The sequence below is a fragment of the Brevibacillus reuszeri genome (assembly GCF_002897295.1).
GTDB lineage: Bacteria > Bacillota > Bacilli > Brevibacillales > Brevibacillaceae > Brevibacillus > Brevibacillus reuszeri_A.
The window spans coordinates 1-19,867 of record NZ_BEXF01000032.1 but is presented as its reverse complement, the minus strand read 5'-3'; the positions used below and the strand labels follow the sequence as shown (position 1 = coordinate 19,867).

32 protein-coding genes and 1 rRNA gene are annotated in these 19,867 nt (G+C 47.4%); 31 read left to right on the top strand and 2 right to left on the bottom strand.

Annotation, left to right across the window (positions count from 1 at the left end; genetic code table 11):
- Positions 1 to 4: 4 nt before the first annotated feature.
- From rplN to C3B52_RS30725, 27 genes are all read left to right on the top strand, one after another.
- On the top strand, positions 5 to 373 hold the full coding sequence (gene rplN / locus C3B52_RS30855; protein ID WP_103110183.1) for a 50S ribosomal protein L14: 369 nt from the start codon (positions 5 to 7) through the stop codon (positions 371 to 373).
- A gap of 49 nt (positions 374 to 422) precedes the next feature.
- Positions 423 to 737 carry a 50S ribosomal protein L24 gene (gene rplX, locus C3B52_RS30850; protein WP_007716253.1) on the top strand — a complete coding sequence of 105 codons (315 nt, stop codon included), beginning with the start codon at positions 423 to 425 and terminating at the stop codon, positions 735 to 737.
- A gap of 26 nt (positions 738 to 763) precedes the next feature.
- The gene (rplE, locus tag C3B52_RS30845; RefSeq protein WP_103110182.1) at positions 764 to 1,306 is read left to right on the top strand and encodes a 50S ribosomal protein L5; all 543 of its coding nucleotides are present in this window, start codon (positions 764 to 766) and stop codon (positions 1,304 to 1,306) included.
- A gap of 24 nt (positions 1,307 to 1,330) precedes the next feature.
- Positions 1,331 to 1,516, top strand: coding sequence for a type Z 30S ribosomal protein S14 (locus tag C3B52_RS30840; RefSeq protein WP_005828830.1), 186 nt, complete (start codon positions 1,331 to 1,333; stop codon positions 1,514 to 1,516).
- A gap of 27 nt (positions 1,517 to 1,543) precedes the next feature.
- Positions 1,544 to 1,942: a 30S ribosomal protein S8 gene (gene rpsH / locus C3B52_RS30835; RefSeq protein ID WP_103110181.1), complete on the top strand. Its 399-nt coding sequence runs from the start codon at positions 1,544 to 1,546 to the stop codon at positions 1,940 to 1,942.
- Positions 1,943 to 1,977: 35 nt separating this feature from the next.
- Complete coding sequence (gene rplF, locus C3B52_RS30830; protein WP_103110180.1) at positions 1,978 to 2,514, top strand: 50S ribosomal protein L6; 537 nt, start codon at positions 1,978 to 1,980, stop codon at positions 2,512 to 2,514.
- A 32-nt stretch (positions 2,515 to 2,546) separates the two neighbouring features.
- Positions 2,547 to 2,909: a 50S ribosomal protein L18 gene (gene rplR / locus C3B52_RS30825; RefSeq protein WP_047074697.1), complete on the top strand. Its 363-nt coding sequence runs from the start codon at positions 2,547 to 2,549 to the stop codon at positions 2,907 to 2,909.
- Between the two features lie 18 nt (positions 2,910 to 2,927).
- Positions 2,928 to 3,425 carry a 30S ribosomal protein S5 gene (gene rpsE, locus C3B52_RS30820; protein WP_103110179.1) on the top strand — a complete coding sequence of 166 codons (498 nt, stop codon included), beginning with the start codon at positions 2,928 to 2,930 and terminating at the stop codon, positions 3,423 to 3,425.
- Positions 3,426 to 3,441: 16 nt separating this feature from the next.
- On the top strand, positions 3,442 to 3,627 hold the full coding sequence (gene rpmD / locus C3B52_RS30815; protein ID WP_103110178.1) for a 50S ribosomal protein L30: 186 nt from the start codon (positions 3,442 to 3,444) through the stop codon (positions 3,625 to 3,627).
- 33 nt (positions 3,628 to 3,660) lie between these two features.
- Complete coding sequence (rplO, locus tag C3B52_RS30810; RefSeq protein WP_103110177.1) at positions 3,661 to 4,101, top strand: 50S ribosomal protein L15; 441 nt, start codon at positions 3,661 to 3,663, stop codon at positions 4,099 to 4,101.
- Positions 4,101 to 5,396: a preprotein translocase subunit SecY gene (secY, locus tag C3B52_RS30805; protein WP_103110176.1), complete on the top strand. Its 1,296-nt coding sequence runs from the start codon at positions 4,101 to 4,103 to the stop codon at positions 5,394 to 5,396. Before rplO ends, secY begins: the two co-directional genes overlap by 1 nt.
- A gap of 60 nt (positions 5,397 to 5,456) precedes the next feature.
- Entirely contained in the window at positions 5,457 to 6,101 is a 645-nt protein-coding gene (locus tag C3B52_RS30800; RefSeq protein ID WP_103110175.1) for an adenylate kinase, read from the top strand.
- A gap of 6 nt (positions 6,102 to 6,107) precedes the next feature.
- Positions 6,108 to 6,854 (top strand): type I methionyl aminopeptidase, encoded by a 747-nt coding sequence (map, locus tag C3B52_RS30795; protein WP_103110174.1) that lies wholly within the window; start codon positions 6,108 to 6,110, stop codon positions 6,852 to 6,854.
- 117 nt (positions 6,855 to 6,971) lie between these two features.
- Positions 6,972 to 7,190, top strand: coding sequence for a translation initiation factor IF-1 (infA, locus tag C3B52_RS30790; protein WP_023558720.1), 219 nt, complete (start codon positions 6,972 to 6,974; stop codon positions 7,188 to 7,190).
- A 35-nt stretch (positions 7,191 to 7,225) separates the two neighbouring features.
- Positions 7,226 to 7,339, top strand: coding sequence for a 50S ribosomal protein L36 (rpmJ, locus tag C3B52_RS30785; protein WP_003333770.1), 114 nt, complete (start codon positions 7,226 to 7,228; stop codon positions 7,337 to 7,339).
- A gap of 21 nt (positions 7,340 to 7,360) precedes the next feature.
- Positions 7,361 to 7,729: a 30S ribosomal protein S13 gene (gene rpsM / locus C3B52_RS30780; RefSeq protein WP_049742247.1), complete on the top strand. Its 369-nt coding sequence runs from the start codon at positions 7,361 to 7,363 to the stop codon at positions 7,727 to 7,729.
- 16 nt (positions 7,730 to 7,745) lie between these two features.
- Entirely contained in the window at positions 7,746 to 8,147 is a 402-nt protein-coding gene (gene rpsK / locus C3B52_RS30775; RefSeq protein WP_005828803.1) for a 30S ribosomal protein S11, read from the top strand.
- A 156-nt stretch (positions 8,148 to 8,303) separates the two neighbouring features.
- Positions 8,304 to 9,248, top strand: coding sequence for a DNA-directed RNA polymerase subunit alpha (locus tag C3B52_RS30770; RefSeq protein ID WP_049742248.1), 945 nt, complete (start codon positions 8,304 to 8,306; stop codon positions 9,246 to 9,248).
- 55 nt (positions 9,249 to 9,303) lie between these two features.
- A complete protein-coding gene (gene rplQ, locus C3B52_RS30765) occupies positions 9,304 to 9,663 on the top strand; it encodes a 50S ribosomal protein L17 (RefSeq protein WP_103110173.1) in 360 nt (119 codons plus the stop codon).
- A gap of 186 nt (positions 9,664 to 9,849) precedes the next feature.
- The gene (locus C3B52_RS30760) at positions 9,850 to 10,701 is read left to right on the top strand and encodes an energy-coupling factor transporter ATPase (protein ID WP_103110172.1); all 852 of its coding nucleotides are present in this window, start codon (positions 9,850 to 9,852) and stop codon (positions 10,699 to 10,701) included.
- Entirely contained in the window at positions 10,677 to 11,549 is an 873-nt protein-coding gene (locus C3B52_RS30755) for an energy-coupling factor transporter ATPase (protein ID WP_103110171.1), read from the top strand. The genes C3B52_RS30760 and C3B52_RS30755 overlap by 25 nt, the downstream gene beginning before the upstream one ends.
- Before the next feature lie 2 nt (positions 11,550 to 11,551).
- Positions 11,552 to 12,349, top strand: a complete 798-nt coding sequence (locus tag C3B52_RS30750) for an energy-coupling factor transporter transmembrane component T family protein (protein WP_103110170.1) — start codon at positions 11,552 to 11,554, stop codon at positions 12,347 to 12,349.
- Entirely contained in the window at positions 12,346 to 13,080 is a 735-nt protein-coding gene (gene truA / locus C3B52_RS30745; RefSeq protein ID WP_103110169.1) for a tRNA pseudouridine(38-40) synthase TruA, read from the top strand. Before C3B52_RS30750 ends, truA begins: the two co-directional genes overlap by 4 nt.
- Before the next feature lie 255 nt (positions 13,081 to 13,335).
- Positions 13,336 to 13,773: a 50S ribosomal protein L13 gene (gene rplM / locus C3B52_RS30740; RefSeq protein WP_103110168.1), complete on the top strand. Its 438-nt coding sequence runs from the start codon at positions 13,336 to 13,338 to the stop codon at positions 13,771 to 13,773.
- 20 nt (positions 13,774 to 13,793) lie between these two features.
- Entirely contained in the window at positions 13,794 to 14,186 is a 393-nt protein-coding gene (gene rpsI / locus C3B52_RS30735; RefSeq protein ID WP_103110167.1) for a 30S ribosomal protein S9, read from the top strand.
- 119 nt (positions 14,187 to 14,305) lie between these two features.
- Complete coding sequence (gene cwlD, locus C3B52_RS30730; protein ID WP_103110166.1) at positions 14,306 to 15,022, top strand: N-acetylmuramoyl-L-alanine amidase CwlD; 717 nt, start codon at positions 14,306 to 14,308, stop codon at positions 15,020 to 15,022.
- A gap of 106 nt (positions 15,023 to 15,128) precedes the next feature.
- Positions 15,129 to 16,238: a P-loop NTPase gene (locus tag C3B52_RS30725; RefSeq protein WP_103110165.1), complete on the top strand. Its 1,110-nt coding sequence runs from the start codon at positions 15,129 to 15,131 to the stop codon at positions 16,236 to 16,238.
- Between the two features lie 62 nt (positions 16,239 to 16,300).
- On the opposite strand, the gene gerD is transcribed toward C3B52_RS30725, so the two are convergent.
- Positions 16,301 to 16,948 (bottom strand): spore germination lipoprotein GerD, encoded by a 648-nt coding sequence (gerD, locus tag C3B52_RS30720; protein ID WP_103110164.1) that lies wholly within the window; start codon positions 16,946 to 16,948, stop codon positions 16,301 to 16,303.
- A 125-nt stretch (positions 16,949 to 17,073) separates the two neighbouring features.
- Between gerD and C3B52_RS30715 the strand changes: the two genes are divergently transcribed.
- Positions 17,074 to 17,661 (top strand): KinB-signaling pathway activation protein, encoded by a 588-nt coding sequence (locus tag C3B52_RS30715; RefSeq protein WP_103110163.1) that lies wholly within the window; start codon positions 17,074 to 17,076, stop codon positions 17,659 to 17,661.
- A 31-nt stretch (positions 17,662 to 17,692) separates the two neighbouring features.
- Here C3B52_RS30715 and pdaB read toward each other — a convergent pair whose 3' ends face one another.
- Entirely contained in the window at positions 17,693 to 18,463 is a 771-nt protein-coding gene (pdaB, locus tag C3B52_RS30710) for a polysaccharide deacetylase family sporulation protein PdaB (protein ID WP_103110162.1), read from the bottom strand.
- 125 nt (positions 18,464 to 18,588) lie between these two features.
- Here pdaB and C3B52_RS30705 point away from each other — a divergent pair, with 125 nt between their 5' ends.
- The 3 genes from C3B52_RS30705 to C3B52_RS30695 form a co-directional block, all read left to right on the top strand.
- Complete coding sequence (locus tag C3B52_RS30705) at positions 18,589 to 19,242, top strand: stage II sporulation protein M (RefSeq protein WP_103110161.1); 654 nt, start codon at positions 18,589 to 18,591, stop codon at positions 19,240 to 19,242.
- A gap of 116 nt (positions 19,243 to 19,358) precedes the next feature.
- A complete protein-coding gene (locus tag C3B52_RS30700) occupies positions 19,359 to 19,592 on the top strand; it encodes a hypothetical protein (RefSeq protein WP_103110217.1) in 234 nt (77 codons plus the stop codon).
- A gap of 196 nt (positions 19,593 to 19,788) precedes the next feature.
- Positions 19,789 to 19,867 (top strand): 16S ribosomal RNA (locus C3B52_RS30695); the annotation flags it as partial.

Below are 19,867 nucleotides of genomic sequence, written 5' to 3'. Positions count from 1 at the left end.
GTAAATGATCCAAACTCAGACGAGATTGGCTGTTGCTGACAACTCCGGTGCTAAGGAACTCATGTGCATCAAGGTTCTGGGTGGTTCCGGTCGCAAAACGGCGAACATCGGTGATGTTATTGTGTGCTCCGTTAAATCCGCTACACCCGGCGGCGTTGTCAAGAAAGGTCAAGTAGTTAAAGCGGTTGTAGTTCGCACAGTAAGCGGCGTGCGTCGTCAGGATGGTTCTTACATCCGTTTCGATGAAAATGCAGCTGTAGTTATCAAAGAAGATCAGTCCCCTCGTGGAACGCGTATCTTTGGACCTGTGGCTCGTGAGCTCCGCGATAAGGATTTCATGAAGATCATCTCTTTGGCTCCAGAGGTTATCTAATTGAACGGCAAAACTCAGGCAGTTTGTTCGATAGGAGGTGCACCAAGCGATGCACGTTAAAAAAGGCGACACTGTTATCGTAAATGCGGGTAAAGATAAAGGCAAAAAAGGTCGCGTTCTCGCTGCTTATCCGAAGAAAGAACGCGTTCTGGTTGAAGGTATCAACCTCGTGAAGAAACACAGCCGTCCGTCTCAAGCTAACCCGCAAGGTGGCATTGTGACTCAAGAAGCAGCTATCCACGTATCTAACGTATCTTTGATCGATCCGAAGTCCGGAAAAGCAACTCGCATCGGTTACAAGGTTTTGGATAACGGCAAGAAAGTTCGGTATGCGAAGAAGTCTGGCGAAGTACTCGATAAGTAGTCAGGTTGGAAAGGAGGATATCCTAGATGGCAACAAGATTGAAAGAAAAGTATTCAAATGAAATCGTGCCTGGTTTGATGAGCAAGTTTAACTACTCTTCCATCATGCAAGTGCCGAAAGTAGAAAAGATCATCATCAACATGGGTGTTGGCGAAGCGGTTGCTAACGCTAAAGCCTTGGATACTGCAGTTGAAGACTTGGCTCTGATCGCTGGTCAAAAGCCTGTAGTAACTCGCGCGAAGAAATCTATCGCTGGTTTCAAATTGCGTGAAGGTATGCCGATCGGTGCGAAGATTACTCTGCGCGGCGAGCGTATGTACCACTTCCTCGACAAGTTGATGAACGTATCTCTTCCACGTGTTCGTGACTTCCGTGGAATTTCTTCCAAGGCGTTTGACGGTCGCGGTAACTACACACTTGGTCTGAAGGAACAACTGATCTTCCCTGAGATCGAGTACGATAAAATTGACAAAGTACGCGGTATGGACATCGTTATCGTCACTTCCGCGAAAACGGATGAGGAAGCTCGCGAGCTCTTGACTCAAATGGGTATGCCATTCCGTAAATAAACCCACTCGTAAGGAGGGAAGAATGTGGCAAAGAAATCAATGATCATCAAGCAACAGCGGCAGCCGAAGTTTGCAGTGCGCGCGTACACTCGTTGCGAGCGTTGCGGACGTCCTCACTCCGTATTGCGCAAATTTAAACTCTGCCGTATTTGCTTCCGTGAACTTGCTTATAAAGGTCAAATTCCAGGCGTGAAAAAAGCAAGCTGGTAATTTGAAACGGGAAGGAGGTTTTCTCTCATGGTTATGACTGATCCAATCGCAGATATGTTGACTCGCATCCGTAACGCCAACATGGTTCGCCACGAGAAAGTGGAAATCCCGGCGTCCACCATCAAAAAGGAAATCGCGCGCATTCTGAAAGAAGAAGGCTTCATCCGCGACGCTGAGTTTGTTGAAGACAACAAACAAGGCATCATCCGTGTATTCCTGAAATATGGTGCGAACAACGAGCGTGTAATCACAGGTCTGAAACGTATCTCCAAACCAGGTCTTCGTGTATATGCAAAAAACACTGAAGTACCTAAGGTATTGGGTGGCCTCGGTTGCGCGATCATCTCTACATCCACTGGCGTAATGACTGACAAGCAAGCTCGTCAAGCAGCTGTTGGTGGAGAAGTACTTGCATACGTTTGGTAATAAATAGATTGTAAATAGCACAGGAGGTGCACCACATGTCTCGTGTCGGTAGAAAACCGATCGTGGTACCTGCAGGCGTTACCCTCACTCTGAACGGAACTGAGCTGACGGTAAAGGGCCCTAAGGGTCAACTCGTTCGTAGCTTCCATGAAGATATCAAAATCAACATCGCTGAGAACGAAGTAGTAGTAGAGCGTCCTAGCGATAACAAACTTCACCGTTCCCTGCACGGTACAACTCGTGCGCTTGTTGCCAACATGGTAAAAGGCGTATCCGAAGGCTTCACTCGTACCCTGGAACTGGTCGGTGTAGGTTACCGTGCTGCCAAAACTGGCAACGGAATTACTCTCTCTCTTGGTTTCTCCCACCCAGTGGAAGTTACTCCAGAAGCGGGTATTGAAATCGACGTACCAAACCAAACAACTCTGGTTGTTAAAGGTATCAACAAAGAGCGCGTTGGCCAAATTGCTGCTGAAATCCGTGCACTTCGTAAACCTGAACCATACAAAGGTAAAGGTATCAAGTACAGTGATGAAGTGGTTCGTCGTAAAGAAGGTAAAAAAGGTAAATAAGCTTCTAGCTTCATGAGAAAGGAGGCCGCTTAATGTTTACGAAAGCTGATAAAAACAAAGCTCGGAAAAAACGTCACCTGCGTATTCGCAAACGCGTGATTGGATCTACTATCCGCCCGCGTCTGAACGTATTCCGTTCTTCTAAGCACATCTACGCTCAACTGATTGACGATGCGACTGGCGTAACACTGGTATCTGCATCTTCTTTGGATAAAGAGCTGGGCCTGAAAAATGGCGCTAATGTGGAAGCTGCTACAGCTGTTGGCACACTGATCGCTAAGCGTGCACAAGAAAAAGGTGCGACTGAAGTGATTTTTGACCGCGGTGGTTACATCTATCATGGACGTATTAAAGCACTGGCAGAAGCAGCTCGTGAAGCTGGTCTGCAATTCTAACAACAAGGAGGGAAAGGAATGCGTATCGACCCTAGCAAATTAGAGCTCGAAGAAAAAGTAGTCGCAGTTAACCGTGTAGCTAAGACGGTTAAAGGTGGACGTCGCATGAGCTTCAGCGCCTTGGTTGTTGTGGGTGACCGTAACGGCCACGTAGGTGCTGGTATGGGTAAAGCTCAAGAAGTTCCAGACGCTATTCGTAAAGCGATTGACGACGCTAAGAAAAAATTGATCCGTGTACCGATGAGAGGAACGACTGTTCCGCACGAAGTAATGTGCCAATTCGGTGCAGGTAAAGTTCTCCTGAAGCCTGCTTCTGCGGGTACAGGTGTTATCGCTGGTGGACCTGTTCGTGCCGTTCTCGAACTGGCTGGTGTAGGCGATATCTTGAGTAAGTCTCTTGGTTCCAACAATCCTATCAACATGGTCAACGCTACGCTGGAAGGCCTCGGCCGTCTGAAAACAGCGGAAGATGTCGCGAAACTTCGCGGTAAGACTGTTGACGAGTTGTTGGGTTAATAAGGAGGGAATGAACATGGCAAAATTGCAAATCACCCTCAAACGTAGCTTGATTGGACGCACTGTCGATCAACAAGACACTGTAAAAGCTCTGGGTCTTCGCAAATTGAACTCTACCGTAGTGAAAGAAGATAACGCTGCGATCCGCGGTATGGTTTTCAAAGTGAAGCACTTGGTTGAAGTGAAAGAAGTAGAAGCATAATCACACATCTCAATTAGTTAGGAGGTGCAACGTATGAAATTGCATGAACTGCAACCTGCAGAAGGATCCCGTCACACTCGTAAGCGCATCGGTCGCGGTATCGGTAGCGGAACTGGCAAAACTGCCGGTAAAGGTCACAAAGGTCAAAAAGCTCGTTCCGGCGGCGGTGTACGTCCTGGATTCGAGGGTGGTCAAAACCCATTGTACCGTCGTCTGCCTAAGCGCGGTTTCACTAACATCAGCCGCAAAGAATTTGCGCTTGTTAGCTTGGACGCGCTGAACCGTTTCGAGGAGGGTACTGTAGTAACACCTGAGCTGTTGAAAGAAACTGGTGTTATCAGTGCGCTGCGCGACGGTGTTAAGGTTCTGGCTAACGGTGAACTGACAGTGAAGCTGACTGTAAAAGCTCACAAGTTCTCCGGAGCTGCTGCTGAGAAGATCGCACAAGTCGGTGGAACAACCGAGGTGATCTAATGTTAGCGTCCTTAACTAACATTTTTAGGATTGGCGATTTACGTCGTAAGATCCTTTTTACACTCATGATGCTAGTGGTTTTTAGGATCGGAAGCTTTGTGCCAGTTCCTAACGTAAATGTCGAGTTGTTTCAGCAGAACACAAGCCACTTACTGGGATTGTTGAACACCTTCTCTGGAGGTGCACTGCATAACTACTCGATTTTTGCCATGGGAATCATGCCTTACATCACGGCTTCGATTATCATGCAGCTGATGTCGATGGATGTCGTTCCAAAGCTAACGCAATGGGCACGTGAAGGAGAGGTTGGCCGTCGCAAAATCGCTACGGTTACTCGCTACTTTACAATCATCCTTGGCTTGATTCAGTCTGTAGGGATGACGATCGGTTTCAACAATATCGCGCCTGGCTTGCTCAATGATACGTCTGTGGGCAGTTATGCACTGATTGCGTTGACACTGACCGCAGGAACCGCGTTCATGATGTGGATGGGTGAACAGATTACTGAAAAAGGTATCGGTAACGGGATTTCGATCCTGATCGTTGCGGGTATCGTCGCTAACATTCCAAACGGAATTACGACGATCTACACCACACAATTTGCTGATCCTTCTCAGAACATCTTTTTCAGCATCGTTAAAGTTGTGATCATCCTGCTGGTGATCCTCGCCATTATTGTCGGGGTTATCTTTATGCAGCAAGGTATTCGTAAAATTCCAGTTCAATATGCTAAACGAGTGGTTGGACGTAAAATGTACGGTGGGCAATCTACCCACATTCCACTGAAAATCAACTCTGCTGGTGTTATTCCTGTTATCTTTGCGATCTCGCTCGTAATTTTCCCGTCAACAATTGCTCAGTTCTGGGTGGATCAATCCAGAACGGGTATTGCCAACTGGATTTATGAAAACTTCCAGCCGAGTGCAGGTTTGGGCATGCTGCTTTACGCAGTACTGATTATCGGCTTTACCTACTTCTACACCTTTGTACAGATCAATCCTGTACAAATGGCGGAGAACATGAGGAAAAATGGCGGTTACATTCCTGGTATTCGACCTGGTAAAAACACTGAGGTGTACATTACTCGTACGTTGAACCGCTTAACATTGGCTGGTGCTTTGTTCCTGATGGCTATCTCCATCTTGCCGTTCTTCTTCAGCAAGTTGGCTAATTTGCCTCAGCAGATTTACATCGGTGGTACGTCGCTGTTGATCGTTATCGGGGTTGCACTTGATACGATGAAGCAGATTGAAAGCCAGATGATCAAACGCCATTACCAAGGGTTCATCAAGTAATACCTAGGTTTTTACAGAAAAGCCTCTGTAGCTTTTCTTTATGGGACGGAGGGAATGAACGTGAATATAATCTTGATGGGACTGCCTGGAGCCGGTAAAGGGACGCAGGCAGAACGAATCGTAGAAGAGTTTAACATTCCGCACATTTCGACTGGCGATATGTTCAGAGCGGCGGTCAAGAATGAAACGCCGCTCGGACTAGAAGCTAAGTCCTATATGGATAAAGGCTTGCTGGTTCCCGATGAGGTTGTCATCGGGATTGTGCGGGAACGCCTGTCAATGGACGATTGCGCTAATGGATTCCTGTTAGATGGTTTCCCGCGCACTGTTCCTCAGGCGGAAGCGTTGACAGCTACTGTAAAAGAGCTGGGACGCGAGATTAACCATGTGATTAACATCAACGTTCGTCGTGAACAACTGATTGAACGTCTGACCGGTCGCTGGATTTGCCCTGTATGTGGAGCTAGCTATCACACGATGTTCAATCCTCCTAAAGAGGTTGGCGTTTGTGACAAAGATGGTGGTAAGCTGTATCAGCGTGAGGATGACAAGCCGGAAGTGGTAGCACAACGACTTGACGTCAACATTGCTCAGACACAACCACTCATCGATTACTACTCCGCTCAGGAACTCCTGCGAGATATCAATGGGGAACAAGATATCCAGGTAGTGTTTGCGGAAATTAAGTCTTTGCTAAGAGGGTAATTGCGAATGATTATCCTAAAGTCGAAAGCAGAACTTGAGGTTATGCGCGAAGCTGGTCGTATAGTCGCACTCACCCATCAAGAACTGGCTAAGGCAATTAAGCCTGGTGTCACGACGAAGCAGCTAGACGAAATAGCCGAGACCTTTATCCGTAGCATGGGAGCAATTCCATCATTCAAAGGCTACGGTGGCTTTCCAGGAAGTATCTGTGCTTCAGTCAATGAAGAACTCGTACACGGGATCCCAGGACAGAGGGCGTTGCAAGAGGGAGACATCATTAGTCTAGACATCGGTGCCCAGTTTCAGGGTTACCACGGCGACTCCGCTTGGACGTACCCCGTCGGTAAGATTTCCACTGAAAATCAGAATCTATTGCGAGTAACGGAAGAGTCGTTGTTCAAGGGGCTTGAAAAAGCGATGCCGGGTGCACGACTGTCTGATATCTCACATGCGATTCAGATTCATGCGGAAGCTGCCGGTTTCACACTCGTTCGCGAGTATGTGGGGCATGGGATTGGGCAAAACTTGCACGAAGATCCGCAGGTTCCTAACTACGGCCCTCCTGATCGAGGTCCACGGTTAAAACCAGGCATGGTGTTGGCAATTGAGCCAATGGTAAATGCCGGCGAACGTTATGTCCGCACATTGGAGGACAATTGGACGGTAGTAACATTGGATCGGAAAACTTGTGCTCATTTTGAACACACCATCGCGATTACGGAAGATGGCTATGAGATTTTCACACGGATATAAGCGGTAGTTCCGAATGCTTTCGGGATTGTCGTCCAACGTGTCGACGATAAGTTCGTTGTGTGATCATTTCGCAAAACTCATGGTCCGACTGAAGAGCAGAAGAAAGGAGAGTTTACCATGGCAAAAGATGATGTAATTGAGGTGGAAGGAACGGTAATCGAGCCTTTGCCGAATGCTATGTTTCGGGTAGAATTAGAGAATGGACATAAGATCCTTGCTCACGTCTCCGGAAAAATCCGCATGCACTTTATCCGTATCCTGCCGGGGGATAAAGTAACTGTTGAACTGTCGCCATACGACTTGACCCGCGGTCGTATTACTTACCGCTATAAATAAGTTAGTAAAACCCCTAGAAAAGGGAGGCAAGAACCATGAAAGTGAGACCTTCGGTTAAGCCGATCTGCGAGAAATGCAAGGTTATCCGTCGTAAAGGTAACGTAATGGTTATTTGTGAAAATCCGAAGCATAAGCAAAAACAAGGGTAAACAAGGAGGTGCTTTTTACACATGGCACGTATTGCAGGCGTTGACTTGCCACGCGAAAAACGCGTTGAAGTCGCTCTTACCTACATCTTTGGTATTGGCCGCCCCACGTCTCAAAAAATTCTGTCTGCCACTGGCGTAGATGCGAACACTCGTGTTCGTGATCTGACAGAAGACGAAGTTGGAAAACTGCGTGAGTACATCGACAAAACGGTTAAGGTGGAAGGCGATCTCCGTCGTGAGATTTCTTTGAACATCAAACGTTTGATGGAAATCGGTTGCTTCCGTGGCATCCGTCATCGTCGTGGACTCCCTGTTCGCGGTCAACGTTCTAAAACGAATGCTCGTACGCGCAAAGGTCCACGCCGTACAGTAGCAAACAAGAAGAAGTAAAGGAGGGTAATCTGACATGGCGAAAAGAAAACAGGCTACAGCAACTCGTACCCGTCGTCGTGATCGCAAAAATGTTGAAGTCGGCGTAGCACATATCCGTTCTACTTTCAACAATACGATCGTAACTATCACAGATCCACACGGTAACGCGATCTCTTGGTCCAGTGCTGGTTCCCTCGGCTTCAAGGGCTCCCGTAAAAGCACTCCATTTGCTGCGCAAATGGCTGCTGAAGCGGCTGCACGTGTTGCAATGGAACATGGCATGCGTTCTCTTGAAGTATCAGTTAAAGGCCCAGGTGCAGGTCGCGAAGCAGCGATCCGTTCCCTGCAAGCTACTGGTCTTGAAGTGAACATGATTAAAGACGTGACGCCAATTCCGCACAACGGTTGCCGTCCACCAAAACGTCGCCGCGTGTAACTGGTTTATATCGTTCAGAACATGTCCATACTAGAATGGTAAATTCTGATTTATAGCTTGTCATGCACGCAAACGGTAAACCGCCGGGGAAATTCCTGAGTGGGCACGTATGCGGCCCACCCAAGGATTTCGACGTTTTGAAGGAGGGTTTGTTTAATGATAGAAATAGAAAAACCAAAAATCGAGGTTGTGGAAGTTAGCGACGACAACTCGTATGGAAAGTTTGTTGTAGAACCTCTAGAGCGCGGATATGGAACTACCCTTGGCAACTCGCTGAGACGAATTCTTCTTTCGTCCTTGCCAGGCGCGGCAGTTCGTACCGTTCAAATCGATGGGGTTCTTCACGAGTTCTCTACAGTGGAAGGCGTCGTTGAAGATGTAACCGAGATCATCCTGAACATCAAAGGCTTGGCGCTGAAGATCCATTCCGATGAAGAAAAAGTAATCGAGATCGATGCAGAAGGCGAAGGCGTTGTCAAAGCGGGAGATATCCGTGCTGACAGTGATGTGGAGGTCTTAAACCCTGATCTTCATATTGCAACGTTGGCCAATGGCGGTCGTCTGCATATCCGCATGACAGCTGGACGTGGTCGTGGTTATGTTCAATCAGACGGAAACAAATCGGAGGATCTGCCAATTGGTGTGATCCCGATTGATTCGATCTACACGCCGATCAAGCGCGTTAACTATCAAGTGGAAAATACCCGTGTAGGGCAAATGACCAACTATGACAAGTTGACTCTTGAGGTTTGGGCTAACGGTAGTATCAGTCCGGAAGAAGCCGTAAGTCTCGGCGCTAAAATCATGACGGAGCACCTGAACCTGTTTGTCGGTTTGACCGACGAGGCGAAGGATGCAGAAATCATGGTGGAAAAGGAAGAAGACAAGAAAGAGAAAGTCTTGGAGATGACTATCGAAGAGCTCGATCTTTCTGTCCGTTCCTACAACTGCTTGAAGCGTGCCGGTATCAACACCGTGCAAGAGCTGACGCAGAAGACCGAAGAGGACATGATGAAAGTGCGCAACCTGGGACGCAAATCTCTGGAAGAAGTACAAGAAAAGTTGGCTGAACTGGGCTTGTCCCTGCGCAGCGACGACTAGAGAAGCAAACCGATAGCACGTTTTTGTTCTCTCGAGTAAGAGGGAGGTAAAGAACATGGCATACCGTAAATTGGGTCGTCGCAGTTCAGCTCGTAAAGCGCTGTTCCGTGACTTGGTAACTGACCTGATCATCAACGAGCGCATCGAAACTACAGAGATGAAAGCGAAAGAACTTCGCCCAATCGCTGAGAAAATGATCACGCTCGCGAAACGTGGCGATCTGCATGCTCGCCGTCAAGTTGCTGCTTTCGTTCGCAAAGAAGTTGCGAATGCAGAAGGCCGCGATGCTGTTCAAAAACTGTTCGATGAAATCGCGCCTCGTTTCAAAGAGCGCAACGGTGGATACACTCGTATCCTGAAAGCCGGCCCTCGTCGTGGCGACGCTGCTCCAATGGCGTACATCGAATTCGTATAAGTCATCACAAGATATTGGTCGTTCTACCTGCGTACGGGAGCCTCTCCCGAACCTGGTAAACTACCGCGAAAAGGGTGGGGGCAGATCTGGTCATAGGCTGGACTCTGATTCAACCCTTTTTTCCTTTCTATCCGTTGTTTTGCTCGTTCGTTCCTTCGTAGGTAATGGGGAGGATGTGATAGCCTCATGAGTGAGGAGAGCTTGCTAGCTTTACAAAGTGTCTCTTTTGCTTACGATGATGAGGATGGCAAGCGAGTACCCGTACTGAAAGACGTGGACCTCACGATCAAGAAAGGCTCTTTCGTTTCCATTCTTGGGCATAACGGGTCGGGTAAGTCGACCATGGCAAAACTGATGAATGCTTTATTGCTTCCTGCTGGAGGTAAGGTGCTTGTCAGTGGCATGGATACGCAGAACGGAGAAGTGCTGTGGGAGATTCGTCAGCATGTTGGCATGGTCTTTCAAAATCCTGACAATCAGATTGTTGGGGCAACCGTGGAAGACGATGTGGCCTTTGGCCTCGAAAACATGGGCGTCGATCCCAAGGAAATGCGGCATCGCATTGATGAGACGCTGCTTTCTGTCGGCATGGAAAAGTACTTGTTAGCCGAACCGCATCGTTTGTCAGGTGGACAAAAGCAGCGCGTGGCTATCGCGGGGATTTTGGCAATGCGGCCTTCTGTCATTATTCTTGATGAAGCGACCGCGATGCTTGATCCGAAGGGTAGACAGGAAGTACTGCTTTTGGCACGTAAGCTTAATCGTGAAGAAGGGATCACGATCGTCAACATTACTCACTTTCCCGAAGAGGCCATTTATTCGGACCGCGTCATCGTGATGAACGCTGGCGAAGTTTTGATGGAGGGTCTACCAAGTGAGGTATTCAGCCAGGTAGAGCGACTCAAGGAAGCAGGCCTTGATGTACCGTTCGTTGTACGGTTGCGTCACGAGCTTTCCGCAAAAGGAATCGATCTACCATTTGTACTGCACCAAGAGGAGCTGGTGGAGCACGTATGCAAATTACTTTTGACCAAGTAAGCCATATCTATGGCAAAGGCACACCGTTTGAAAGGGTTGCCTTGCAAGATATATCCCTGACGATCCCATCCGGTTCGTTTGTGGGCATTATTGGCCAAACCGGCTCCGGCAAATCTACACTTATTCAGCACTTGAATGGTTTGCTCACTCCTTCATCAGGTCGTATTCTTTTGGGGGATGTGGTCATTACACCTTCGAAGCGACTCCCTCACGCGCAGAGACGGGATATTGGACTTGTCTTTCAATATCCTGAGCATCAGCTGTTTGAAGAAACGGTAGCCAAGGATGTCTCCTATGGACCTCTTAATTTTGATTTGCCTGAGGCAATGGTTGAGTCCCGTGTGCGTGAGTCACTAGAAGTTGTAGGTTTGGACTATGAATCGATCAAAGACCGCTCGCCATTTCACCTGAGTGGCGGTCAGATGCGCCGTGTGGCTATAGCAGGGGTTTTAGCTATGCAGCCCAAGGTGCTGGTCTTGGACGAGCCGACAGCTGGTCTCGATCCTGCTGGACGTAAGGCTATTTTAGAGGGAATTCACCGCATCCATGTAGAGCAGGGCCTAACGACATTGTTGGTGACGCACAGCATGGAGGAAGCCGCACGCTACGCTGACTATTTGCTCGTCATGGCTGGGGGGCAGGTAGTTTTACAAGGGAAACCGGACGAGATATTTATGCAGGCAGAGAGACTGCGAGCATTGTCTTTGGATGTACCAGAAACAGTCGCATTTGTTTCGAGCCTGAATCAATTATTGCCGAGTGAAGCAAATCTGCAAAGCTCCCTGTATCGGGAAGAAGATCTGATAGCCCATCTCCTGGAACGGCTGTCCGTACCAAAGGAGGGCTAGGCATGCTGCAGAATATTGCAATCGGTCAATATGTGCCAGGAAAATCGTTTCTTCACCGATCTGATCCACGAAGCAAACTGCTCTTTATCATCCTTTTTGCTACCTTGGTCTTTTTGGCGAATAATGCGATCTCCTACGCCATTCTCGTCGGCTTTACATTGTTAACGGCAGTGCTGTCGCGTCTATCGCTGTCGTATATTCTGAAAAGCCTGAAGCCAGTCTGGATTCTCATCGTGTTTACTGTTATTCTTCACATCTTCATCACCAAAGGTGGGGCAGTCTACTATCAGCTGGGATGGTTTACGATTGAAGAGAACGGTGTTCGCCAGGCTATCTTTATCTCACTGCGTCTAAGCTTGCTTGTGCTGATGAGCTCACTCTTGACGCTTACCACCTCTCCGATCGATCTGACAGAAGGCTTGGAACGCTTGCTAGGGCCTTTTGGTCGAGTAGGTGTGCCGGTTCATGATATAGCGCTGATGATGTCGATTGCGCTTCGTTTCATTCCGACGCTGATGGAGGAAACGGACAAGATCATCAAGGCACAGACTGCGAGAGGTGCCAACTTTACCAGTGGAAGTCTCGTGCGAAGAGCCAAAAGCTTAATTCCAATAGCCATTCCTCTGTTTATTAGCGCGTTTCGTAGGGCAGAAGAACTGGCGTTGGCGATGGAGGCTCGCGGCTATCGTGGGGGAGTAGGAAGAACGCGGTTGAACAAGCTCAGCTTTTCCTGGCGTGATGCCAGTGTGGCTATCGTAGGCGTTGTTCTGACACTGGTAATAGGGTGGTGGCGATCATGAGGCGCTTACGTTGCATAGTAGGGTACGATGGTACTGACTATAGCGGCTTTCAAGTACAGCCTGATCAGACGACGATTCAGGGGGAAATTGAGGCTGCACTAGAGCGGATTACCGGGGAAGAGATTCAGATACATGGTTCGGGTCGTACGGATGCCGGTGTTCATGCACGCGGTCAGGTGATCCACTTTGATACGAAGAGCCATATTCCGATGGATAAGTGGCGATTCGTGCTGAATAATCAGCTGCCGGATGCGATTGTCATCCGTTCCGTGGAAGAGGCTCCAGAGTCGTTCCACGCCCGTTTTGACGTCCAGGTAAAGGAATATCGGTACTGCATCGACAACGGTCCTGTAGCTGATGTATTTCGCCATCGCTACGCTGATCATATTCGCTTTCCACTAGACGTGGAGGCGATGCAACAGGCTGCTCGCCATTTAGTAGGGGAGCATGACTTCACATCCTTTTGTTCTGCCAAGACCTTTGTAGAGGACAAGGTCCGTACTGTGTACGGGCTAACCGTCGAACGCCGCGGAGACGAAGTATGGGTAACCTGCAGGGGCAACGGCTTTTTGTACAACATGGTACGCATCATTGTCGGAACATTGGTGGAGGTTGGCCAAGGAAAACGTACAGCTGATGAGCTGGCAGATATTCTAGCGGCCTGTGATCGTGAACGGGCAGGTAAAACAGCACCGGCAAAAGGGCTGACCATGTGGGAGGTCGTCTACTAGTTCGTTGATTTCCAACTATTAGCCTTGACGAAGGCACTTGACTATGCGTTCCCTATGTAGTACGATATTCCTTGGTATTTTAACCCCGCCTAGCCCCACTCTAGCCCCGGGATTGAAAGACAAGATCGTGATTATATGGAACACCTGGGAGAGTTGCTCACCCGTAACAGCAACAATCTTCCATTTGCAAGTTTCGATGTTTTTGGTTATAAGTAGATGAACATGTTTAAGGTAAGATATTTAGGAGGGACAAAAATGCGTACCACATATATGGCGAAACCGCTCGAAGTTGAGCGTAAATGGTACATCGTTGACGCAGAAGGTCAAACGCTTGGCCGTCTGGCGAGCGAAGTAGCTTCTATCCTGCGCGGCAAATTGAAACCAGAATTCACTCCTCACGTTGACGCTGGCGATTTCGTAATCGTAATCAACGCTGACAAAGTGAAATTGACTGGTAACAAACTGCAAGACAAAATCTACTACACTCACTCCCTGTATCCAGGTGGTTTGAAAAAGACCACTGCTGGCGCAATGCTGGACAAGAGACCAGATCGTATGTTCGAACTGGCTGTAAAAGGCATGCTGCCTAAAAACAGCCTGGGACGTCAAATGTTCACCAAGCTGAAAGTATACGCTGGAACTGAGCATCCGCATGCAGCACAAAAACCAGAAGTTTGGCAAATTCGCGGTTAAGGTAAAGGGAGGAAATATACGTGGCACAAGTACAATACTACGGTACAGGTCGTCGTAAGCACTCCGTAGCACGCGTTCGCCTGGTTCCAGGTGAAGGTCGCATTTTGATCAACAAGCGTGAAATGGATACTTACTTTGGTTTGGAAACACTGAAATTGATCGTTAAACAACCACTCGTTCTGACTGAAACTCTTGGTCGTTACGATGTTCTGGTTAACGTAAATGGTGGCGGAACTACTGGTCAAGCTGGTGCTATCCGTCATGGCGTGGCTCGCGCTCTGCTGAAAGCAGATCCAGAATTGCGTGGCGCTCTGAAACGCGCTGGCTTCCTGACTCGTGACCCTCGTATGAAAGAACGTAAAAAATACGGCTTGAAAGCAGCTCGTCGCGCTCCTCAATTCTCCAAGCGCTAATATTGCTTTCGGATACAACCCCTTGTCTGTTCGCAGGCAGGGGGTTTTCTTTTTGCGGGTATATTTGTCCATGTTTGTCCATATGATGGAACGAGAATGGGACAAAGGGGACGATACTCGTGACAAGAAAAGGAGTAGGCTGGATTCTTGCTTTTGCTTTGCTTATTTTGTTGTTCACCTATGAATCACCGGATCGTTCCTCCTGGATGGCTTGGTCATTGCCTTTGACGGGTACCGTTATTGCTATTGATCCTGGGCATGGAGGAAAAGATGGTGGCGCTGTCTCGAGTTCAGGGGATGTAGTGGAAAAAGAGGTAACACTTGCGATTAGCATGTACTTACGTGACTTTTTACAGCAGTCAGGAGCTTTTGTCGTGATGACGAGGGAAGAGGACAAGGATTTGGCTTCACCTGAGGCAGATAAAGCGAAAAAACGAAAGTCAGAGGATATTCGTAACAGGGTGAAGCTTGTAAACGATAGTGCTCCAGACTTTCTCATCAGTATTCATGTTAATTCTATCCCTTCTCCCAAATGGTCTGGCGCGCAAACATTCTATTCGCCCACGTTCAAGAAAAGCGAGGACGTATCCTTTTTGATTCAGGATGAAATCAAGAGGGTGATCGGGAATACGGACCGTGTTCCGAAAAAGACGGATAATGTATTTCTGATACGTGAGGTGACCTGTCCTGCGGTATTAGTAGAGGTTGGATTCGTCAGCAATACGGAAGAAGCAAAAAAGCTCCAAACGGTTGAGTATCAAAAAGCGATGGCAAATGCGATCTATCAGGGGATCCTGCGCCAATATTCCGGTGAAAAAGCGCCAGTTACACCTTGAGCGGTGCTGCCTCGTGTTCCAGTCGCTCGAATATGCTATAATGAACCCGCAAACGTTATTGAAAGCATGAAATGATCGAAAAGAAGATAGATGAGGTGAACGACAGATGTTGACCAAAGAACAGATTTTAGAAGCACTGCGTGATGTAAAGGACCCAGAAATCAACCGCAGTCTGGTTGAACTCAATATGATCCGCGATATTCACATTGACGGTGACACCGTTAGTCTCACTGTAGTTTTAACGATTACAGGCTGTCCGTTGAAGGCTAAGATCGAGGATGATGTGGTCGCAGCCATTCGAGCTTTGGGAGCCGCCAAAGTTAATCTGCAGTTCGGTGCCATGACAGATGAAGAGCGTGCTGCCCTGAGTGCGCAGTTGCGAGGTGGGCAAGCTCAAACGCACAATATGACTCCTGGACAAGCTCCATTGCTCAACCCGATTCTGGCGAAGGATTCGAATACGACCTTCATCGCGATCACGTCGGGTAAAGGTGGCGTTGGTAAATCGACTGTTACCGTCAATTTGGCAGTAGCCCTGGCTCGATTGGGCAAAAAGGTTGGTATTATCGACGCAGACATTTATGGCTTTAGCGTACCGGATATGATGAATATCGACCAACGCCCAACGGTAATCGGAGAGACGATTTTGCCAGTTGAAAAGCAAAATGTAAAAGTAATGTCGATGGGATTTTTTGTGGAAGACAATTCACCGATTATATGGCGTGGCCCTATGCTGGGTAAAATGCTGCGCAACTTTTTCTCCGAAGTGCACTGGGGTGAAGAACTGGATTATTTGCTCCTGGATCTGCCTCCTGGAACGGGAGACATGGCCTTGGATGTGCATACGATGATTCCGCAAAGCATGGAGATTGTTGTAACGACACCGCATGCTACAGCAGCTTTTGTAGCAGCTCGGGCAGGGGCTATGGCCAAACGTACAGGACACGAGATTTTAGGAATCGTGGAAAATATGGCTTGGTATGAGGCGAAGGATGGCTCCAAGGAATATGTCTTTGGACGTGGCGGTGGAGCCAAGCTGGCTGAAACCTTGGCGAGTGAGCTTTTAGCGCAAATACCTTTGGGACAGCCAGATAATCATCCGTCAGAGCCAGATTATTCGCCATCGATTTATGGAGAAAGAACCGAAATTGGTCAACTGTATCTCGACATGGCCAAGCGTGTAGTGGAAAAGTGCTCAGAGGTTGCGACAAAATAACAGATACCTTCTGATTTTAGTAAAAAAGGTGGGCTCTCATCACAGAGCTCACCTTTTTTCGTTCATTGGGAACCGCCGCCGCTTGCACCACCACCACCGCTGCTTCCTTTACCTCCGCCGCCTCCGCCTTTTTTCTTCGATTTCAATTCCTTAGGCTTGGTCATATCCTCGGAGACCTTTGTGAGCAGCTTCATCAGCTCTTCCTGAAATAGCGGGCTTTGCAATGATTCCTTCATGATTTGCATGGTTTGCTGACGGTAAGCGGAGCTTTTCATCAGATCCATCAAGTTTTTTTCAAATTCAGGATCCTTCATGATATTCATGAGGTCCTTTTGGTATTCAGGGTCTTTCATTAGATCCTTCATCAGCGTTTTTTGTTCGCTTTTCAATGACTTGGCCAGAGTGCTGGCGAACTTCGGATCTTTAAACGCCTCTTTGATGTGAGGGCTATTCGGATTGGTCATACTCTGCACTAAAGTTGAACGAACGGTGGACTCGTCCAGCATCAGGTTTTGCTTGAACTTCTCGTCCTTCATCATTTTTTCAACCGATTTTTTTGCTTCGTCCGTCTGCAAAATGTCCAGCACCATGTCTTTGACGCTTTTATAATCAGGCTGAGACGAACTTTGCGCTTGTCCCCCGCTCGAGCAGCTGGTCATAACCAGACAGACAATTGCAAGGAACGAAATCGTGATTGCCTTCATTCTCATGGGGCGGACACCTCCTTCTTTACTCTGCCTATAAGTAAAGTGCGCAGTTTGTTTTGTTCTTACGCTAGTATTTTCTTGCATGCATTGGTACAATCATATTCGATGTGGATGGGAGGGAATGTTTGGTGAGTTTGCGTAAGTATGGCTGGCTTTTTATCACCACCCTGCTGCTTGGAGGGTTGGGCGGTGTTCTGGTCGCCTTTATTTTTGATTTGTCCAAGCTGCTTGAGGGCAGTATAGGCAACTTTTTTGTAGGGACACTGATGTATTTGTTGTATGGAATGACCATCAGTATTGTCGCCCAGATGGGTTTTTTTGCGTATATGACGATAAATTATTTTGCCAAAACAATTTTCAAAACTCCGTCTATGTGGAAAAGTGTTCAAGTATTTCTTATCATTTTCGTGTTTTTTGATATGATTTACCTCCGCTACACATCATTGGGTGAGGGTGGATCCATAGGTCCTTATTTTATTGAGCCGATTATTTTGTTAATCGTTGCAGTTGTAACTGCTTATGGGAAAGTAAACTTAACGAATCGAACTGCCTGGGTACCAAGCCTGTTTTTTATGTATGTGGTGACTGCGCTGGAGTGGATTCCTGCTTTAAAAGAAAATGATGTACATGCGACATTGTCAATGCTCGTACCTTTATTGTTCTGTAACGTATGGCAAGTGATGCAATTACATCGTCTGGTAAAAAGAGAAAGCTGACCTTATGGGGGTCAGCTTTTTTAGTTTAGCTCTAATTAATTTCCTTGCTCTGAACAGTTGTCCCCGCAATCAGCTCAGAAACGGTGACGAATTCATAGCCTTGCTCACGCAGCTTGTCGATGATGACAGGGAGAGCCAAATGTGTTTCCTTACATGAGTCACTGGCATGCATGAGGACAATATCCCCAGGGTGCGCTTTAGACAGGACATTTTTAATAATTGTTTCTGTCCCTGGATTCATCCAGTCCTTGGAGTCCGTATCCCATTGGATGACAGAGTATCCCATATGATTGGCAATTTGCAAAACACGCTTATCGATGTCCCCATTTGGCATGCGGATGAGCGTCGGCTTCTTACCCGTCATCTCTGTCAAAATGGTATCTGCTTTTCCAATCTGGGAGCGGATCTCTTCTTCGGAGTATTTGCTGTAATTATCATGCTTGTGCCCATGGGAACCGATCTCAAAACCGTCTTCCTTTATTCTTTTGACGATTTCGGGATGGCGCTGGCTCCAGGGGGAGGAGAGAAACATAGTTGCTTTGTTTACTTTTTTCTCCTTTAAGACATCCAAGATAGGGATAGCGCGTGTTTCGCCCCAGCTGATGTCAAAGGTGAGAGCGATCTTTTTCTCTTTTGTGTCCACCTTGTAAATGGCCTGAGGAGCTTGGGGACTGGTACTTCCTGAAAATGCGGAAATCGTGTCTCGCTCTGCATAGCCGATTCCGGCGGCCATCAGAACGGCAGTCAAAATAATTAAGATCTGCTTCAAGCGTTTGGCACTTACGACGTAGATGAACTTCATGAAAGTGCACCTCCTTTGTCCGATAACAGTTTATGCATGTAAGACAAGGATATTCTTTGGTCAGTTGGGTATTGTTGAGGTACAATGCATATAGATAAATTACAGGCTGTAAAGGAGCGTGGCTCATGAACATTCATCTTCGGCGTTTGTGGTTAGACAATCGACGCTTTTTCTTGGCTGCCTGCTTGATTTTTGTGGGAGGCGGCTTGATCGGATATTTCCAAGCACCTGCTGTGGAATCCATGGTGAGCAATCTGATGGAGCAGCTAAAGCAGGTAGCGGAGCGAATTAAAGAAAATGGTGGCGGAGTATTCGCTACATTTTGGACGATTCTCTCCAACAACGTCCTGAGTGCATTAATGATGATGGCATTGGGATTATTCTTTGCATTCTTTCCCATAATTGGAATGATGGCAAATGGCGTGCTGCTGGGATTTATTATCTCGAAATACAGCACCGTAGGGATCAGTCCCTGGCTAATCTTTGGTGCAGGCATTTTGCCGCATGGTATTTTTGAATTGCCAGCAGTATTGTTTGCAGCAGGGATTGGCATTCGATTAGGGGCACTTAGCTTCCGATCAGTTGGTGTTTTGTTCCAGCCCCACAAGCTGGATCGGTTGAAAAATGACTGGTATGATACGTTAAAGCAATTTCCAGTTGCAGTTCTTGTGGTTATTGTTTTGCTGGTAATAGCAGCGATTGTAGAGAGCGCAATTACGCCGTACATTCTCAAAGCCACTATAGGAGAGCAGCTACAGCAGTTAAACTTGCTAAAATAATTCAGAGTTTGCCCACAAATTGAAGCCTTCCTAAACGGGAGGCTTTTAATTTTGAATAGGGCTGAATTTTGATGGAAAAGATAGTGGGTAGACTCGTAAGGCGGAGGGCGATAACGTTGCTGGGGTTTTTATTTAATACAAAAGAAGTACAAGAATTAGAGTATCTGTTAAAACGTGAATTAGAAGAGATGCTTCTTGATTTTAGCGATAAACGCATTGATTATTTGGTGAAGCGGGCGATGGAGGAGAGGTACTCAATTATGTTCCGGATGTACGCCCGTATAGCCTCTCCCAGCGAGCTTTCCAAATATGTGAGACGTAGAAAGCTAGGAGAGGAACATTTCACTTGAAAACTTTTTTAAAAAACATATTGACTCAAATATAGGGAACATGATAGATTAGTTCTTGTCCTTAAGACAACATCGCAAACACGATGAACGTGAAACGGACAATGAAATACTAAGAATGCTCCTTGAAAACTGAACAGCGAAAGCGTTGATGAGTCTATCATTAAATGATTTGCCAGCTTTGAACCAGTAACAAACTTTATTGGAGAGTTTGATCCTGGCTCAGGACGAACGCTGGCGGCGTGCCTAATACATGCAAGTCGAGCGAGTCTCTTCGG

Bases quoted from the DNA above. Each gene is read 5' to 3' on its own strand.
- C3B52_RS30760 (WP_103110172.1), top strand. From the start codon at position 9,850: ATGAGTGAGGAGAGCTTGCTAGCTTTACAAAGTGTCTCTTTTGCTTAC.
- rpmD (WP_103110178.1), top strand. From the start codon at position 3,442: ATGGCAAAATTGCAAATCACCCTCAAACGTAGCTTGATTGGACGCACT.
- rplX (WP_007716253.1), top strand. From the start codon at position 423: ATGCACGTTAAAAAAGGCGACACTGTTATCGTAAATGCGGGTAAAGAT.
- C3B52_RS30755 (WP_103110171.1), top strand. From the start codon at position 10,677: ATGCAAATTACTTTTGACCAAGTAAGCCATATCTATGGCAAAGGCACA.
- rpsE (WP_103110179.1), top strand. From the start codon at position 2,928: ATGCGTATCGACCCTAGCAAATTAGAGCTCGAAGAAAAAGTAGTCGCA.
- rpsH (WP_103110181.1), top strand. From the start codon at position 1,544: ATGGTTATGACTGATCCAATCGCAGATATGTTGACTCGCATCCGTAAC.
- rplQ (WP_103110173.1), top strand. From the start codon at position 9,304: ATGGCATACCGTAAATTGGGTCGTCGCAGTTCAGCTCGTAAAGCGCTG.
- C3B52_RS30770 (WP_049742248.1), top strand. From the start codon at position 8,304: ATGATAGAAATAGAAAAACCAAAAATCGAGGTTGTGGAAGTTAGCGAC.
- gerD (WP_103110164.1), bottom strand. From the start codon at position 16,948: ATGAGAATGAAGGCAATCACGATTTCGTTCCTTGCAATTGTCTGTCTG.
- rplR (WP_047074697.1), top strand. From the start codon at position 2,547: ATGTTTACGAAAGCTGATAAAAACAAAGCTCGGAAAAAACGTCACCTG.
- rplE (WP_103110182.1), top strand. From the start codon at position 764: ATGGCAACAAGATTGAAAGAAAAGTATTCAAATGAAATCGTGCCTGGT.
- truA (WP_103110169.1), top strand. From the start codon at position 12,346: ATGAGGCGCTTACGTTGCATAGTAGGGTACGATGGTACTGACTATAGC.
- map (WP_103110174.1), top strand. From the start codon at position 6,108: ATGATTATCCTAAAGTCGAAAGCAGAACTTGAGGTTATGCGCGAAGCT.
- rplO (WP_103110177.1), top strand. From the start codon at position 3,661: ATGAAATTGCATGAACTGCAACCTGCAGAAGGATCCCGTCACACTCGT.
- pdaB (WP_103110162.1), bottom strand. From the start codon at position 18,463: ATGAAGTTCATCTACGTCGTAAGTGCCAAACGCTTGAAGCAGATCTTA.
- rpsM (WP_049742247.1), top strand. From the start codon at position 7,361: ATGGCACGTATTGCAGGCGTTGACTTGCCACGCGAAAAACGCGTTGAA.
- secY (WP_103110176.1), top strand. From the start codon at position 4,101: ATGTTAGCGTCCTTAACTAACATTTTTAGGATTGGCGATTTACGTCGT.
- C3B52_RS30750 (WP_103110170.1), top strand. From the start codon at position 11,552: ATGCTGCAGAATATTGCAATCGGTCAATATGTGCCAGGAAAATCGTTT.
- rpsK (WP_005828803.1), top strand. From the start codon at position 7,746: ATGGCGAAAAGAAAACAGGCTACAGCAACTCGTACCCGTCGTCGTGAT.
- rplF (WP_103110180.1), top strand. From the start codon at position 1,978: ATGTCTCGTGTCGGTAGAAAACCGATCGTGGTACCTGCAGGCGTTACC.
- C3B52_RS30725 (WP_103110165.1), top strand. From the start codon at position 15,129: ATGTTGACCAAAGAACAGATTTTAGAAGCACTGCGTGATGTAAAGGAC.
- rpmJ (WP_003333770.1), top strand. From the start codon at position 7,226: ATGAAAGTGAGACCTTCGGTTAAGCCGATCTGCGAGAAATGCAAGGTT.
- infA (WP_023558720.1), top strand. From the start codon at position 6,972: ATGGCAAAAGATGATGTAATTGAGGTGGAAGGAACGGTAATCGAGCCT.
- C3B52_RS30705 (WP_103110161.1), top strand. From the start codon at position 18,589: ATGAACATTCATCTTCGGCGTTTGTGGTTAGACAATCGACGCTTTTTC.
- rplM (WP_103110168.1), top strand. From the start codon at position 13,336: ATGCGTACCACATATATGGCGAAACCGCTCGAAGTTGAGCGTAAATGG.
- rplN (WP_103110183.1), top strand. From the start codon at position 5: ATGATCCAAACTCAGACGAGATTGGCTGTTGCTGACAACTCCGGTGCT.